Source organism: Ralstonia sp. OTU4908 (assembly GCF_038440115.1).
In the GTDB taxonomy this organism is placed as follows: domain Bacteria; phylum Pseudomonadota; class Gammaproteobacteria; order Burkholderiales; family Burkholderiaceae; genus Ralstonia; species Ralstonia pickettii.
The window spans coordinates 33866-49024 of record NZ_JASATD010000030.1; the positions used below are offsets into that span (position 1 = coordinate 33866).

General features: G+C 66.5%; 14 protein-coding genes. 9 read left to right on the forward strand and 5 right to left on the reverse strand.

All coding sequences use genetic code 11. The features are described 5' to 3' along the window. The first annotated feature begins 39 nt into the window (after positions 1-39). Both AAHM38_RS20055 and rfaE2 read left to right on the forward strand, forming a co-directional pair. Positions 40-894 carry a ferritin gene (locus tag AAHM38_RS20055; RefSeq protein ID WP_004633768.1) on the forward strand — a complete coding sequence of 285 codons (855 nt, stop codon included), beginning with the start codon at positions 40-42 and terminating at the stop codon, positions 892-894. Positions 895-968: 74 nt separating this feature from the next. Continuing rightward, positions 969-1466, forward strand: a complete 498-nt coding sequence (gene rfaE2, locus AAHM38_RS20060; RefSeq protein WP_116576761.1) for a D-glycero-beta-D-manno-heptose 1-phosphate adenylyltransferase — start codon at positions 969-971, stop codon at positions 1464-1466. A gap of 4 nt (positions 1467-1470) precedes the next feature. Here rfaE2 and AAHM38_RS20065 read toward each other — a convergent pair whose 3' ends face one another. The 3 genes from AAHM38_RS20065 to AAHM38_RS20075 form a co-directional block, all read right to left on the reverse strand. After that, positions 1471-2250 carry an SPOR domain-containing protein gene (locus tag AAHM38_RS20065; RefSeq protein ID WP_116576760.1) on the reverse strand — a complete coding sequence of 260 codons (780 nt, stop codon included), beginning with the start codon at positions 2248-2250 and terminating at the stop codon, positions 1471-1473. Positions 2251-2351: 101 nt separating this feature from the next. Further along, positions 2352-3233: a type III pantothenate kinase gene (locus tag AAHM38_RS20070; protein WP_116576720.1), complete on the reverse strand. Its 882-nt coding sequence runs from the start codon at positions 3231-3233 to the stop codon at positions 2352-2354. Beyond that, positions 3230-4111, reverse strand: coding sequence for a biotin--[acetyl-CoA-carboxylase] ligase (locus AAHM38_RS20075; protein ID WP_116576719.1), 882 nt, complete (start codon positions 4109-4111; stop codon positions 3230-3232). The genes AAHM38_RS20070 and AAHM38_RS20075 overlap by 4 nt, the downstream gene beginning before the upstream one ends. A 186-nt stretch (positions 4112-4297) precedes the next feature. Between AAHM38_RS20075 and AAHM38_RS20080 the strand changes: the two genes are divergently transcribed. Genes AAHM38_RS20080 through AAHM38_RS20100 form a run of 5 tightly spaced genes read left to right on the forward strand, consistent with a single transcriptional unit; the run spans position 4298 to position 9244 of the window. Then, the gene (locus AAHM38_RS20080; RefSeq protein WP_012760998.1) at positions 4298-5422 is read left to right on the forward strand and encodes an MlaE family ABC transporter permease; all 1125 of its coding nucleotides are present in this window, start codon (positions 4298-4300) and stop codon (positions 5420-5422) included. Then, a complete protein-coding gene (locus AAHM38_RS20085) occupies positions 5419-6297 on the forward strand; it encodes an ABC transporter ATP-binding protein (RefSeq protein ID WP_116576718.1) in 879 nt (292 codons plus the stop codon). The genes AAHM38_RS20080 and AAHM38_RS20085 overlap by 4 nt, the downstream gene beginning before the upstream one ends. Further along, entirely contained in the window at positions 6297-7265 is a 969-nt protein-coding gene (locus AAHM38_RS20090) for an MlaD family protein (RefSeq protein ID WP_116576717.1), read from the forward strand. The genes AAHM38_RS20085 and AAHM38_RS20090 overlap by 1 nt, the downstream gene beginning before the upstream one ends. 9 nt (positions 7266-7274) lie before the next feature. Then, positions 7275-7940, forward strand: a complete 666-nt coding sequence (locus AAHM38_RS20095) for an ABC-type transport auxiliary lipoprotein family protein (RefSeq protein WP_116576716.1) — start codon at positions 7275-7277, stop codon at positions 7938-7940. 38 nt (positions 7941-7978) lie between these two features. After that, positions 7979-9244: a VanZ family protein gene (locus AAHM38_RS20100; protein WP_116576759.1), complete on the forward strand. Its 1266-nt coding sequence runs from the start codon at positions 7979-7981 to the stop codon at positions 9242-9244. Here AAHM38_RS20100 and AAHM38_RS20105 read toward each other — a convergent pair. Both AAHM38_RS20105 and AAHM38_RS20110 read right to left on the reverse strand, forming a co-directional pair. Beyond that, positions 9232-10476 (reverse strand): rhizoferrin export MFS transporter, encoded by a 1245-nt coding sequence (locus AAHM38_RS20105; RefSeq protein WP_116576715.1) that lies wholly within the window; start codon positions 10474-10476, stop codon positions 9232-9234. The two genes, AAHM38_RS20100 and AAHM38_RS20105, sit on opposite strands and share 13 nt — an antisense overlap. Continuing rightward, positions 10473-12440 (reverse strand): NRPS-independent rhizoferrin synthetase, encoded by a 1968-nt coding sequence (locus AAHM38_RS20110; protein ID WP_116576714.1) that lies wholly within the window; start codon positions 12438-12440, stop codon positions 10473-10475. The genes AAHM38_RS20105 and AAHM38_RS20110 overlap by 4 nt, the downstream gene beginning before the upstream one ends. Positions 12441-12824: 384 nt before the next feature. Here AAHM38_RS20110 and AAHM38_RS20115 point away from each other — a divergent pair, with 384 nt between their 5' ends. Together AAHM38_RS20115 and AAHM38_RS20120 are read left to right on the forward strand one after the other, a co-directional pair. After that, positions 12825-12965, forward strand: coding sequence for a hypothetical protein (locus AAHM38_RS20115; protein WP_155647578.1), 141 nt, complete (start codon positions 12825-12827; stop codon positions 12963-12965). Positions 12966-13047: 82 nt separating this feature from the next. Continuing rightward, positions 13048-15150, forward strand: coding sequence for a phosphocholine-specific phospholipase C (locus tag AAHM38_RS20120; RefSeq protein WP_116576713.1), 2103 nt, complete (start codon positions 13048-13050; stop codon positions 15148-15150). Positions 15151-15159 lie beyond the last annotated feature (9 nt).

The following is a 15159-nucleotide window of genomic DNA, read 5'->3' on the forward strand; positions in this document are numbered from 1 at the left end:
AGGTCTGCTAGAATCCGCCTGCAAATTCAAAGGCTTACCATGCTCTATCCCGAATTGTTCAAGTCGTTGGAAGCGGTCCGCTGGAATATGGAAAAGGATATTCCGTGGGACACGTTCGATGCGTCGCTGCTGACCGACGCGCAAGCGCAGACCATCAAGATGAATGCCATCACCGAGTGGTCAGCCCTGCCGGCCACCGAGATGTTCCTGCGTGACAATCGTCACGACTCCGATTTTTCGGCGTTCATGAGCGTGTGGTTCTTTGAAGAGCAGAAGCACTCGCTGGTGCTGATGGAATATCTGCGCCGCTTCCGCCCGGACCTCGTGCCGACCGAAGAAGAACTGCACAACGTGCGCTTCGAGTTCGATCCGGCCCCGCCGCTGGAAACGCTGATGCTGCACTTCTGCGGCGAAATCCGTCTGAACCATTGGTACCGCCGTGCCTCCGAATGGCACACCGAGCCGGTCATCAAGGCGATCTACAAGCATCTGTCGCAGGACGAAGCCCGCCATGGCGGCGCCTACCTGCGTTACATGAAGAAGTACCTCGGCCAGTTCGGCGACAGCGCGCGCAGCGCATTCGCCAAGATCGGCGTGCTGATGGCGTCGGCGCGCCGCACCGAGAAGCCGCTCCACCCGACCAACCTGCACGTGAACAAGGCGCTCTTCCCGCAAGACACGGTGCAGTCGCGCCTGCCGAACCCGGACTGGCTGGAGCACTGGCTGGACGAGCAGATCAAGTTCGACGCCGGTTGGGAAAAGAAGGTCATCGAGCGCATCCTGCACAACATGGGTCTGCTGTTCGAACGCACTTTTGAAACCGTGCAAGACCTGAACCGCTACCGCAAGGAACTGAACGCGCGTCTGCTCGGCTCGGCCGAACAAGCTGCCTGATCCTTGCCACTGGCAGTGAGCGGCCCATCGATTCGATGGGCCGTTTTGTTTTTCACTCCGACTTCGCTTTTGCCATGACCGCTCGCCAGCCCGCGCCCACCTTTGAACAGAAGATCTGCGATCCCGCCGATGTGGAGGCCCGCGTGCGCGCCTTGCAGCGCCCGCTGGTCTTCACCAACGGGGTGTTCGACATCCTGCATCGCGGGCACGCCACGTATCTGGCGCAGGCGCGTGCGTTGGGCGCGTCGCTCGTGGTCGGCGTGAATACCGATGCCTCGGTGCGGATGCTGGGCAAGGGCGACGACCGCCCGCTCAACACTCAGGACGATCGCCTGGCCGTGCTGGCCGCCCTGGAAGCGGTGAGCCTGGTGGTGTTGTTTGCCGAGCGGACGCCGGTCGAACTCATCCAGCGCGTGCGTCCAGACATCTACGTGAAAGGTGGCGACTACGACATCGATGCGCTGGAAGAAACGCGTGTGGTGCGTAGCTGGGGTGGCAAGGCGCTGGCGATTCCGTTCGAGCACGACCGATCGACCACGGCGCTGCTCAAGCGCGTGCGCGCAACGTCCTGAGGCGTTAGCGTGATGCCGTGACCGCAGCGCACGCGTGCAGGTCTTCGGTGCCCAACGTTTTCTTCAGCGCGGCCAGTTGGGCTGCGACGCCCGAAGCCGCGTTGGCGGTGGCGGTCACGCGCAGCGACGTCTGCGAGCCAAGCCGGCGCGTTTGCGTGACCACGGCGGTGCGCACGTCCTTGGCGCGCAGCTCATCGAGGCGCTGCTGCGCGCGCTCCTTGTCGCGAAACAAGCCCAGCGATACCACGAACGTATTGCCTTCCTGCACGATGGCTGAATCCGCCACGTTGCGGCGCTTGAGTTCAGACACCTTGCGCTCGGCGTCGTCGCGCGTGTCGCGTGCCGGCATGTGGACCCACCAGCGGTTGTCTTCCTGGCGCGTGAAGCGCTCGACCTGCACGCCCGCCACCTGCCTGAGCTGATCAATGCTGCGCGTGGCTTGTGCTTCGGTCAGGCCGCCCAGTTCGGTGCAGGTGCCGCCGTTTCCAGCAGCAGCGGTCGTCAGGGCCGTAGGCTCGAGGTTGGCTTGCGTGCCTGACGCGGCAGGCGGGGAGGCCTCCGGCGAGCCCGGCGCCGATTTGGGTACGGCAGCAGCCGGTGAAGAAGCCGGTGCCGGTTGGAGAATACGGATCTCTTCGGTGCGGATCTGGCGCCGCATGCGGTCAGGCTCGCGCTCGCTCTCGAACCACGCCTTGGACACTTCTGGCCCGAATACGCCGGTATTGGCCGCGAGCAGAACGCCGTTGACGAGCAGCAGGAGCAGCAGGGCGAGGCGAAGCGTCATGGTGCGAACGGACGTGGATTCGGAAGGGGGTTCGGAATGCAGGAACACAGCAGCATCAACGGTAAAACGCCAAGCAAACACAGCGGCACGGCGGGCTGAAACTAGGCCAGCGTCGCGGCGCCGTCCCGGCTTGCACGCGCCAGCACCTGCAGGCCAAGCAGCACGAGATTATCGTGCATCTGGAACGGCATGCGCAGATGCGGCCCCAGCGCAGCGCGCGCCCCGCCGCTCAGCACGCAGCGTGCCGGCCCGGGATGTTGCTTCTGCAGTGCCAGCCACGTCTGCGCAATGGCGCCTGCCTGGGCGATGACGCAGCCCAGCGCGATGGCGTCCTGCGTATTGTCGGCCCAGGGCGGCGCCACAACGTCGCCCGCGCTCAGGTAGCTGACGTCCACTTCGGGCAACTGCGCGGTGTTGCGCGACAGCGCGCGCATCATCAACGTGAGACCGGGCAGGATCAGGCCGCCGGCAAACAGGCCGTCGGGCGTGACGATGTCGAGCGTGGTGGCGGTGCCCGCCGTCACGAGCAGCAAGGCCGTGTCGGGCCACAGATGGCGGGCGCCGACCGCGCCGACCCATCGGTCAGCGCCGAGTTGCGTGGGGTCGCGATACCCATTGCGCAGGCCGGCGGTGGCGTCCTCCGATGCCGCAATGCGCACGCGCGCCCCATCGAACACGCGGGCGATGCGGGCGGTGAGTGCGTCGCGCAGCGCCGGACCGGCCACCGCGCTGATCCATACTTCGGGCGGCGCAACGCCGGCGGCGTGGCAATCGCGCCAGTCTTCCACCAGTTCCGCCAATCGATCATGCGCGCGGGCGCCGGCATGCTGCCAGGGCGTGCCGCCGGGCTCCTCCGGCAGGGCGAGTTCGGCATCGGCACCCCCGGCAATCCACGCCCATTTGATGCGTGTGTTTCCCGCGTCGATCAGCAACAGCGGACGGGCGGGGGCAGCGTGCGCGGCCGACACCTTCAGGCGTGTCATGGCTGGTCCGCCTCTGCGCTGCGCAAGGAGACCTCGCCGCTGTGCACCCACTGCACACGTCCGCCCGACTCAATCGCCAGGCGGCCCTGCGCGTCGATGCCATGCGCCACGCCTTCCAGCACCACGGTGCCGTCCTGCCACAGGCGCACCCGTTCGCCGGCAAAGGCATCACGGGCGGCAAACGGCGCAACGAACGGCGCCAGGCCCTGCGCGCCGAAGCGCTGCAGATGCTCCCCCAGCGATGTGAGCAGGGCCGAGAACACGGCATTCGGCTCTGGCGCATCCACGAGTTCTTCCACGCCCGATAGCCCGCGGCCCAGCGTGGCTTCCAGCACGCGCGGCCGTTCCAGATTCAGGCCGATGCCGATGACGGCCCAGGTCTGACCCGCTTCCTTCCGCACGGTCTCGACCAGGATGCCGGCCAGCTTGCGCCCGGCGATCTGCACATCGTTGGGCCATTTCAGGGCGAGCGCCTGTCCGCTGCCGCCCCGCGCTTCCGCGTACCCGGCGACCGCGTCAGCCACGGCGACACCGACGGCCAGGCTCAAGCCGCCGAGCAGCGCGGGCTCCCCCGCAAAGGCGCAGGCGATGGAAAACGTCAGGCCGTGGTCACCATCCCACGGGCGGCCCTGTCGGCCGCGTCCTGCAGTCTGCCGCTGGGCGGCCAGCACCCGGGCGCCCAGCAGCGGCGCCGTGCCGGCAGGAGCAGGCATCGCAGGGTTGGCAGGCCAGGCGGCATCACGCACGGCGGCCATCAGATCGGCGTTGGTGGAGCCGGTGGCCTCGACCACATCGACAGGCCAGCCGGCAGCCAGGCCGCTGGGCTGGATACGCTCGCGCGCAAGGCGCCACCGCGCGGAGGGTTCTGCAAGAGACATAAAAAACGGGCGATCAGGTTCGCGCTAAGAATGGGCGCATTGTACGAGTGGCGCTGCAAACATGGGCGTGGCGCTTGCTTCAAGCGACGCAAAGGCCTCACAGTGTGGGAGCCAGTGTGACAGTGTTCGGCGGCGCGTTGGCTACAATTCGACCGATACCCGGCATCACCGCTGACGGAGACCCGTTTGATCACCTGCCGTACACCGCAGCTTGAAGTGCGCGTTGTCGATGGACGCTCCGTCGCCTTTCTCTCTGGCGACTGGACCACGCTTGCCCTGGCCGAACGCGCCGGCGTGCGCAGCGCGCGCCAGCAGATCCGCGCCGGGCTGGACAACGCCAACGCGTGGTGCCTGACCGAAGTCGGCCGTATCGACCACTTTGGCGCACAACTGCTCTGGCGTGCCTGGGGCAATCAGTGGCCCGAACATCTGGATGCCCGGCCCGACCAGCGTCGCATGCTCGATCGTGTTGCGAAGCTCGACCCCGGCGGCTGGAAGCAGCGTCTGGCGCCCCGCATGAACCCCGTGGCGATCCTCGGCGAGGGCATGCTCGATTTTTTCGATCACGCGAGCAATGGCATCGCCATGGTCGGCCAGCTCGTGTTCGACTTGGGCAGGTTCGTGCGCGCGCCGCATCGCGGGCCGTGGCGCGAAATCTCCGCCAACATCTACAGCACGGGCTACAAGGCGCTGGGCATCACGGCGCTGGTGGGCTTCTTGATCGGTATCGTTTTGAGCTACCTGTCGGCCAACCAGCTGCGCGTGTTCGGGGCCAGCATCTTCATCGTCAACATTTTGGGCATGGCCATCATCCGCGAGCTTGGGCCGGTGCTGGCGGCGATTCTGGTGGCGGGGCGTTCGGGCTCGGCCATCACGGCGCAGATCGGCGTGATGCGGGTGACCGAGGAGCTGGATGCGATGCGCGTGATGGGCATCTCGCACGGTTTCCGCCTGATCCTGCCCAAGGTGATTGCGCTGGCGATCGCCATGCCGCTGCTGGTGGCGTGGACGGATCTTCTCGCGCTGGCGGGCGGTATTCTCGCGGCCAAGTTCCAGCTCGACATCAGTCCGACGTATTTCATCACCTCGTTGCCCGATGCGGTGCCGGTGGCCAACCTGTGGCTCGGCATCGGCAAGGGCGTGGTGTTTGGCATGCTGATCGCGCTGGTGGCCTGCCACTTCGGCCTGCGCATCCAGCCCAACACGCAGAGCCTGGGCGAGGGCACGACGACGTCCGTCGTGGTGTCGATCACCATCGTCATACTCGCCGATGCGGTGTTCGCCATCCTCTTCAAGGACGTCGGGATATGACCCGGCCCCGCCATCCTCACATCAAGCCCGCAGCGGAACCGTCGGCAATTACGCCCGCGCGCGATCGCGTGATCGAGGTGCGCAACGTCACTAAGCGCTACGGCAAGGTGACCGTGCTCGACAACATCGATCTGGACGTATTTCGCGGCGAGGCGCTTTCCATCGTCGGCGGTTCGGGCAGCGGCAAGACGACGTTGCTGCGCCAGGTGGTGGGGCTGGAGAAACCCACCTCGGGCACGATCCACATCTTTGGCGAAGAGCTGACCTGCCAGGTGGGCAACGATCTGCAGTCGATGCGTAACCGCTGGGGCATGCAGTTCCAGCACGGTGCGTTGTTCTCGGCGCTGTCCGTGATCGACAACGTGGCGTTGCCGATGCGCGAATTGCGCACGCTGCCCGACGCGTTCATCCAGCGCGTGGCGATGCTCAAGCTGCAGATGGTGGGCCTCAAATCCACCGATGCCGACAAGATGCCGTCGGACCTGTCGGGCGGCATGATCAAACGCGTGGCACTGGCACGGGCCTTGTCGCTGGAGCCGGAACTGGTGTTTCTGGACGAGCCGACCGCCGGGCTGGACCCGCGCGCATCGGACGATTACGTCGCGCTTATTCGCGAACTGCGCCAGGAACTGGGCCTGACGGTGGTGATGGTGACGCACGATCTCGACACCCTGGTGGCGCTGTCCGACCGCATTGCCGTGCTGGCGGATCGCAAGGTGCTGGCGGCCAAGCCGCTGGAGCAGATCATTCAGATCGATCATCCCTTCATCAAGGAATATTTCCTCGGTGAACGGGGCAAACGGGCCCTTATGGCGCTGGGCCCGCAGATGACGGAGGCGGTGGCTGCGGCCTCGCTTTCGACGCAGGAGGATTGATGGAAAACAAAGCCCACGCATTCCTGGCCGGGCTGTTTACGATCGGGCTGGCCATCTTCATGGGCCTGGCGGTCATGTGGTTCAACCGAGACCAGACCGTGCGCGTGCCCTACGAAGTGGTCACCCGCTCCACTGTCAACGGGCTGAACCCGCAGGCTTCCGTAAAATACCGCGGCTTGGACGTCGGCAAGGTCGACAGCATCCGGTTTGACGACAAGGTGCCGGGGCAGATCGTCGTGCGTGTGCTGGTCGACAAGGATGCGCCCATCACCACGACGACGTATGGGCGCCTGGCGTACCAGGGCGTGACGGGCCTCGCCTATGTGCAGCTCGACGACCGCGGTTTCGACAACAGCCAGCACGCGCCCAGTCCCGTGCGTCTGGCCACTTCCCAGAAGGATCCCGCGCGCATCCGCATGGATGCCGGCTTTCTGGACGAATTGGACAAGCGCGGCGACCAGATGCTGTCCAAGCTCGATCAGACGCTCAGTTCGCTGTCGATCATGTTCGACGACGAGCACCGCCAGCAGGTCACTGCGTCGCTGCAATCGTTTCAGAAGACGATGGACGCCTACAGCTCGCTCGCGCAGCAGGCGGAGCCGACCATGCGCCGCCTGCCGCAGATTGCTGACAACCTCGATTCCACGCTGGTGGCCACGCGCAAGCTCACGCAGTCGCTGTCCGATCCGAAGGGGCCGTTGATGACGACGCTCTCCGGTGCCGGCACCGATCTGACGGCCGCAACGCAGTCGATGCAATCCGCAGCCAACGTGTTGACGTACGAAACGCTGCCGCAGCTCAATGGCTTTGCACGCGAGGCCCGCCAGGCCGTGCGCGGTTTCGACCATGCCGTGACCGACTTCAACGCCCGGCCGCAAAGCGTGCTGTTTGGCCCCGCACCCGGCGCGCCCGGCCCCGGTGAAACCGGCTTCACCGCGCCCGCCGCCCGCGCTTCGGCTCAGCCCTGAGGAGATTCCATGCCGATGTTGTCCGCTGTGTTCCGCCGCGCGCGCGCGCTGCCTGCCCTGATGGCGCTGTCGCTGCTGGCAGCTTGCTCCAGCGCGCCGGTGGCGCCCGCCGCCCTCTATGACTTTGGACTCGCGCCGGCCGCAAGCGCTGGCGCGCGCCTGCCCACCGCCTTGCGCGTGGCCGACGTGGCCGGCCCGGGCTGGATGGACGGCAACGCCATCTATTACCGCCTCGCCTATGCGCAAGGCCAGCGTACCGACGCCTACGCCAACAGCCGCTGGGTGGAATCGCCCGTGAGTCTGTTCGATGCCCGTTTGCGCAATGCGGCGGCAGGGCGTGGCCAGGTGATCGGCTATCCCACGCCCGATGTGCCGAGCCTGCGTGTCGAGCTGGTCGATTTTTCACAGGTATTCGACAGGCCCGATGCCAGCCGCGGCGTGGTGCGCCTGCGTGCAACCGTGTCACTGGCGCGCGGTGTGATCGACCAGCGCGTGGTACAGGCGGACGCGCCGGCCCCGAGCCCGGACGCTGCAGGCGGCGTGGCCGCCCTCACGCAGGCATCGGACAAGGCCATCGGCGAGGTGCTCGACTGGGTGGCGGGACTGCCGCTCGCGGCGTCCGCCCCTTCGACACCGGCAACGCCCGGCGCTGCACTTGGCTCGCGCCGGCGCTAATACCGCCACCTCTGAACCGGATGGAGGAACCATCCGTGATGCGCGGCATCGGACGCTATGATGGACGGCTTTTTCCGGCCACGTCCGCTCCTCTTTCTAGCTCGCTTCTTCCGGTGACGGACCTCCACGCGCAACCCGCTGCACCCACCCAGCATCGCCACTCGCCGCTTGCGCGCGCCGGGCTGGGGTGGTTCGTGCTGCTGGTCGTCTACGCAAGCCTGTATCCGTTTGCCGGTTGGACAGACACCGGCGTGTCGCCGTTCGCCTTCCTGAGCGCACCGCTGCCGCGCTACAACACCGCCTTTGACATGCTCACCAACGTGTGGGGCTACATGCCGCTGGGCATGCTGACGGTGCTGGCACTGCACCCGCGCATCACCGGCTGGCGCGCGGTCTTGCTGGCGATGCTGGCAGGGTTACTGCTCTCCGGCGCGATGGAGGCGATCCAGACCTATCTGCCCACGCGCGTGTCCTCCAATGTCGATCTGGCGACGAACACGCTGGGCGCGTTGCTGGGCGGCCTCGTCATGCTGCCTTTTGCGGCGCGGCTGATCGACCGCGGCGGGCTGCGCCGCCTGCGCCGCCGGTGGTTCGAGCCACATGCGACCTTTGCCATCCTGCTGATGCTGGTGTGGCCGTTCGCACAGATTTTTCCGCAGGAATTCCTCTTCAGCATGGGCGGAGTGATCCGCAGCATCCTGCTCGATCCATCGCCGGATGCGTTTGTGGTCAATCTCCTTAACGGCTGGTTTCCCGAGCTGTTCGACTGGCAGGACAAGCTGACGGCGCACCCGGAAGCACTGCAGCGCCAGGAACTGCTGGAAGCGCTCATCACCGCTTGCAGCTGGATCGGCACGGGGCTGCTGGCCAGCGTGGCCATGCGCCGTGGTGCGCCCATGCTGCGCTTGCTGGCTGCGCTGCTGGCCGGCGCGCTGCTGGTCAAGGCGGGGGCGACGGTGCTGCAGTTTCCGCTGGGCGGCGCGTGGGATTGGCTTTCCTCCGGTGCGCGATTCGGGTTGATTGTCGGCTCGCTGGTGCTCGTGCTGTTGGTGCGGCTGCCGCGCTGGTTGCGCGGCGCGCTGGCCATGACGTTGCTGATTGCGCTGATCGTTCTGTCCAACGTCTTGCCGCCGAGCCCGTATTCGTGGGTGTCCGCGCAAAGCTGGCGGCTGGGGCGCTTCGTCCATTTCAACAGCCTGTCGCAATGGATCGGCTGGCTGTGGCCGTTTCTCGGCCTCGGCTATCTCGCCTGGCGCGCCGAGCAGACGCAGCTGCAGCGGCGCGCCGGACGTCACGCGCGTTGAGTGCCCGCCGCAGCAGATGCGGGATGCGGTGAGGCAGCGCGCCGCACCGCGATCAGCGCTGCCAGCGCCGCAAGATACATCGCCGCCATGGCGACAAAACCCGCGCGCCACCCGAACAAGCCCGTCGAAAATGCTGCCACGCCCAGGCCGATGAGCGCGCCGCCCTTGGCTGCGCTGCTGCACAACCCCAACGCAAAGCCTTGGCGGTGTTCCGGGCTGGTTTCCACCACCAGGCTATTGAGCACCGGCAGCAGGCCGCCCAGGCACAGGCCCCACGCCAGGCGCGCAGCAATGAATGCGTTTTCTCCTTGCGCAATGCCCTGCCAGAGCGCGGTGAGGCCGCAGACAGCGGTCAACGCACAGACGCGCCCCAGCGTGACATGCACGGGCAGGCTCGCAAAACGCTTTGCCCACCAGCGCGCAGACAGCGCCAGTGTCGCGGCCGTGGCACTGTAGGCCAAGCCTGCCAGCATCACCGACCCATGCAGCGTCTCCGTGATGTAGGGTGCAAGAAAGCCTTGCGGCATGACGCGCGCCGCCTGCACTGCCACCATGCCCAGCAGCAGCCCGATCACCAGGCCACCCAGCGGAGCGCGACCTGCCCGGCGAGCGTCGGCGTCCTGGTGGATCTCGGACGTTGGAGCGGGCTTGATGGCGGGCAGACAGAACATCGCCAGCGGAATGCACGCCAGGATCACCGCAGCGCCCGCCGTGTTCGCCATGCGGAAGCCCATCCACCCCACGAGCCACGCACCGACGGGCGGCGCCATGAAGCTGCCGCACGCCGTGACGGTCTGCAGATCGGCGAAGACGCGCCGGCGCATGTCGGCAGGTGCCACGCGCATCGCGTAGATCTGTGCGGCTGCCAGAAAGCCGGCCAGTCCGCCTTGCACGGTGCGCGCCAGCAGCACGCTGGCCGCCGAGTCCGCATAGACCGACCACAGCTGCGACGCTGCCAGCGCGATGAGCGCTCGCAGGATCATCGGCTTGGGTCCGACGCGATCAGCCAGGCGGCCCCACCAGGGCGCGGTGACAAGCGTGGCGGCCATCGGCGCGAAGTACGCTGCGCTCGCCACCCACGCGAACGGCACATGCGGCACCGGCAACAGCTCGCGCAGGAACAGTGGCCAGAACGGCCCCGTCATTTCCATCGCGCCCATTGAAAGGGCCTGGATGACGAGGAGCCACCGAATGGCCCCGCGCCACGCGTCCACGGGCGTTGCGGGGCTCATGTCCGAACCGCGTCGGCCAGCGGGTTAGGCAGCGCGGCGTGCATATCGTCGGACTGGTCGCGCAGGCGCATGCGAACGAACGTCTTGAACGACCATGGCGCTTCGAGCAGCGCGTGACGCTCCTGCTTCCAGGTGTCGGCATCCAGCGCCGAGCGGTTTGCCTCGAACACGGCCTGCATGGCGTCATGCCACTGGCGTAGCCCGACGGCGCTACCGCGTTCGGGAAACAGCGCCAGCGCCAGCTCACCGATATGGCACAGCAGGAAGGCGTGGATCAGCTTCTTGCGCGGGATGTCCCGATCGGGATACGTGGTGTGGCCGGCACGGAACGGCTCGATCGAGAAGCCTTGGCCCCGCAGCGTCGGCAGGGCGATCTTCACGTCACCAAAGTCACGCACCACCAGCCGCACCGGCATACCGGCCGCGTCGATGACGACGAAGGTGTTCTGCTGATGCGCCTCCAAAGCGATGCCGTAACGCAAATAGAGGCCGACGATGGCCGGAATGGCGACGTGCAGGTACGCATCGAAAAAGCGCGCAGCCCGCTCGGCGCGCGTGCCGTCGGCCTGGCGCGCCAGCACGGTGTCGAGCAGCAGCGGTGCTGCTGCGTGCGTCATGTCGGCGGTGAAGTCGGGCGTGAAGAGGGCGCCGACCGGCAGCAGCCGTTCGTTGCCGGCAATGCGTGCGGTCGGGTTGTCGCGCACGATCATCGAAAGATGCCGGGCGCGATCGTCGTCGGTGCCGGCCAAGTGGATGCCATGGCGCTCCGGCACGATCGACAAGACGCGCGCCAATGCTGCGTCGTTCGCGAGGATGCGTTCCAGCAGGGCGCTCACGCGCGGGCCCATCACGGCCGATTTGGGCGATACGGTGCGCTCAACGCTGGTCAGCCGCATGCTGACCGGCAGCTTGAGCATCGGACCGCCCGGCGCGTCGGTCGCGGCCACGGTGCGGAATGACATCGTTGGCCGGGCGGCAATGTTGATGTCCGGCAAACGGATCAATTCGCCTGCGGCAAATTCTGCGGCGAAAGTCTCGCCGAGTGTCGTGTCGCGCTGCCATGGGTGAACCGGCAGCGGCAGCCACGCTTCGGGCGCAAGCTGGCGCGCCAACAGGGCTTTGCGAAACGCCGCCATGGTTTGCGGGAACGTCGCCGCGAACCAATTAGCGTACGGCTGCACACCGTCCATCGTCGTGACCTGCAGTCGATGCGCCGCCACCGCCACCACGCCGAGGGGCACCTGTGCCTCGAACTCTGGCGACAGCGCAATCACCTGGTCGGGAGCCAGTCCCAGCCGTGTCTTGTAGGCCGGATGCCACGGGTGGCCGCCGGTGCCCCATTGCTCGGTGCGCGCCAAGGCGCGGGGCGTGCCGTCGCCGCAGAGCAGGGCCAGCGCGTCTTGCCACGCGGCGGTGCGGTGCTCGGCAGCGAGCCGTTTGCCCCAGGCGAGTCGATAGGCCTGGCACAGCGTGTCGTTGTCCTGGCTGTTGTCGAGTTCTGCCGCGAGCCGGTCGATGGCGGCGAGGCGATGGGCCTCGGCGGCATCGCCCATGTCCAGCATGGGCGCGAGCCAGTGGAGCAGGGCTGATGGACGTTCAATCGGCGTCGGCGGGCGCTCGTGCGCCAGCACGGCGACATCGCCCGTCAGCGTCCAGCTTCCTAGCGCGCCGGGCCGCAGCCCGGTAAAGCGCAACAGCACGCGCTGCTGCCAGATGGGCAGCAAGGTCACATCGGCCCGTGTATCGGCGATGAGTTGATCTGCGCTGAGCAGCGCTTCACGAAACAGCGCCTGCAGCAGGCGCGACAGCACGCGGCGGCGTGCCAACTGCTGCGCAGTCGACCAATGTTCGGTCCGCACGCCGGCTTCGCGCAGCGCAGGAATGGATTCAAGGCGGAGGTTGCCGGCCGCAACGGCAGCGGATGCGGTTGCGGTGTGGGCGGCGGTATCAGATCGTCGTTGCACGAGGGCTCCTACGGGACATGAGCGTGTGCAGGCGAGCGGGGCTCGGCCCTGCAGCACAGGGGGGGTCCAGATGTAGGGGCCGCTTCAGAGACAGGCGGGAATATCACGCTCCCATGGGCCAGCAGCCGGGAGGTGCGTTCTTCTACGGAGGTGCGCGATGCGGGCAGTTGGGTCGGCTACGCGAAGGCACCATTTGGTGCGCTGCAGTGTAGGTGAGAATGATTCGCACTTGCAACAAAAATCCATCAATCCAATGGCGGATGGGACGGTGCCGGCGCGAGTCGTCTTCACGTAACCGACATGAATCCTTTCTACCTTAGCGCGTGTTGAGCGGACGGCGCGCGCTGCACAGTCCGGCTCGCTGATGTCATCAGGAGGTCATCCGTGTCTGCAAGCCAAGACGCCAACGCTCCTCATCGATTGCCCGTGGTGTCTGCAGGCGCAGCCGCGCTGTCTGCGCTTGCGTTGAGCGGTGGCGATGCGGCTGATCCTCATGTGCCTCTCGTGATCCACACCGTCGACTGACTGCGTTCGCTCGCGCTCAGTCAGGCGTTGCCCCGTGTTGTCCCCCCCAACCTCCCAAATACACAGACATCAGGACGAGAACATGACCTCCAACAGTCGCCGTGGTTTTCTCCGTTCCGCTGCCCAACTGGCTGCTGCCTCCGCAGCCATGGGCGCGGTGCCCGAAGGCATTCGCCAGGCGCTGGCGATTCCCGCCCATAACGCGCACCGCAACATCGAGGACGTGCAGCACATCGTGATCCTCATGCAGGAAAACCGCTCGTTCGACCATTACTTCGGCACGCTCCGCGGCGTGCGTGGGTATGGCGATACGCGCACCGTCACGCTGCCGAGCGGCAAGAGCGTGTGGCATCAGCCGGTGGCCGGTGGCGTGGGCGAAGTGCTGCCGTTCCGCCCGAGTGCGCCCGATCTGGGCCTGCAGTTCCTGCAAGACTTGCCGCACGGCTGGAACGACACGCACCTTGCCGTCAACGGCGGCCGCTATGACGGCTGGGTCCCGCACAAGGGCACCACGACGATGGCGTATCTCACACGCCAGGACATTCCGTTCCACTACGCCCTGGCCGACGCCTTCACCATCTGCGACGCCTATCACTGCGCCACGCCCACGTCGACCGACCCGAACCGCTACTACATGTGGACCGGCTATGTCGGTAACGACAACGTCGGCGGCGGCCCGGTAATCGACAACGCAGAAGCCGGCTACGGCTGGTCGACGTATCCGGAAGTGCTGGAGGCCGCCGGAATTTCGTGGAAGATCTATCAGGACATCGGTACCGGGCTGGACGCCGCAGGTTCCTGGGGCTGGACGAGCGACGCCTACATCGGCAACTACGGCGACAACTCGCTGCTGTACTTCAAGCAATATCAGAACGCGCAGCCTAGCAACCCGCTGTACGACAAGGCGCGCACCGGCACCAACGCAGCGGCCGGAGAGGGCTACTTCGACATCTTGAAGCGCGACGTGCAGAACGGCACGCTGCCGCAGGTATCGTGGATTGCCGCGCCGGAAGCGTTCTCCGAGCACCCGAACTGGCCGGCCAACTACGGCGCCTGGTACATCGATCAGGTCTTGCAGGTGCTGACCTCCAACCCCGAGGTGTGGAGCAAGACCGCGGTGTTCATCACCTACGACGAGAACGACGGCTTCTTCGATCACCTCGTCCCACCGTTCGCCGCGTCGGGCAGCAATGGACTGTCGACGGTCGATACCACGGGCGAATACTTCCCGGGCAACAGCACGTACAGTGCCGGCAGCTACGGCCTGGGCCAGCGCGTGCCGATGCTTGTGGTATCGCCGTGGTCAAAGGGCGGCTACGTGTGCTCCGAAACGTTCGACCATACGTCGATCATTCGTTTCATCGAGCAGCGCTTCAAGCGCACGCACGGCGTGAAGTCGCCGAACATCTCGAAGTGGCGTCGCGCCGTGTGCGGTGATCTGACGTCGGCGTTCAACTTCGCCACGCCCAACGAGGTGGTGCCTGCATTGCCGAGCACTGCAGCCTACGTGCCGAAGGACAAGCTGCGCCACGCCAGCTACGTGCCGCTGCCCCCGCTGGTGCAGGCCGTGCCGAAGCAGGAAGCGGGCGTGCGCCCGTCGCGTGCGCTGCCGTACGAACTCTTCGTGCGCGGGCGGCAGGACGAAGCCGCCGGCAAGTTCCAGCTGGAATTCGTGAACACCGGGGACGTGGGGGCTGCATTCCTCGTCTACACCGCCGGCAGCACGGATGCGCCGCGCACCTACACGGTCGAGGCAGGCAAGCGGCTGTCGGACAAGCTGGCCGTGAACGCAGGCGGTGCCTACGACTTCACGGTGCACGGCCCGAACGGCTTCCTGCGCCGCTTTGTCGGCAAGCTCACGCTGTCGGGCCTGCTGCGTCCGCACGGTCACGCGCTGGAAGTGAAGGAAGGCTACGACGTGGCCAACGGCAACCTGCAACTGCGCCTCATCAATCACGGCCGTGCGCCGACCGTCTTCACCATCAAGAGCGCTTACACGGGCGAAAGCGTGCAACGCGAAGTGCGCGGCGGTGACGATGCGTCGGTGTACCTCGACTTGCGCAGCCACCACGCCTGGTACGACCTGACCGTCACGGCCAGCAGCGATGCCGGCTTTGAGCGTCGTCTTGCCGGCCACGTTGAGACCGGCCGTGTCAGCGCGTCCGATCCGGCGCTGAGCGCGTAACCGCGGCCC

Bases quoted from the DNA above. Each gene is read 5' to 3' on its own strand.
- AAHM38_RS20055 (WP_004633768.1), top strand. From the start codon at position 40: ATGCTCTATCCCGAATTGTTCAAGTCGTTGGAAGCGGTCCGCTGGAAT.
- rfaE2 (WP_116576761.1), top strand. From the start codon at position 969: ATGACCGCTCGCCAGCCCGCGCCCACCTTTGAACAGAAGATCTGCGAT.
- AAHM38_RS20065 (WP_116576760.1), bottom strand. From the start codon at position 2,250: ATGACGCTTCGCCTCGCCCTGCTGCTCCTGCTGCTCGTCAACGGCGTT.
- AAHM38_RS20070 (WP_116576720.1), bottom strand. From the start codon at position 3,233: ATGACACGCCTGAAGGTGTCGGCCGCGCACGCTGCCCCCGCCCGTCCG.
- AAHM38_RS20075 (WP_116576719.1), bottom strand. From the start codon at position 4,111: ATGTCTCTTGCAGAACCCTCCGCGCGGTGGCGCCTTGCGCGCGAGCGT.
- AAHM38_RS20085 (WP_116576718.1), top strand. From the start codon at position 5,419: ATGACCCGGCCCCGCCATCCTCACATCAAGCCCGCAGCGGAACCGTCG.
- AAHM38_RS20090 (WP_116576717.1), top strand. From the start codon at position 6,297: ATGGAAAACAAAGCCCACGCATTCCTGGCCGGGCTGTTTACGATCGGG.
- AAHM38_RS20095 (WP_116576716.1), top strand. From the start codon at position 7,275: ATGCCGATGTTGTCCGCTGTGTTCCGCCGCGCGCGCGCGCTGCCTGCC.
- AAHM38_RS20100 (WP_116576759.1), top strand. From the start codon at position 7,979: ATGCGCGGCATCGGACGCTATGATGGACGGCTTTTTCCGGCCACGTCC.
- AAHM38_RS20105 (WP_116576715.1), bottom strand. From the start codon at position 10,476: ATGAGCCCCGCAACGCCCGTGGACGCGTGGCGCGGGGCCATTCGGTGG.
- AAHM38_RS20120 (WP_116576713.1), top strand. From the start codon at position 13,048: ATGACCTCCAACAGTCGCCGTGGTTTTCTCCGTTCCGCTGCCCAACTG.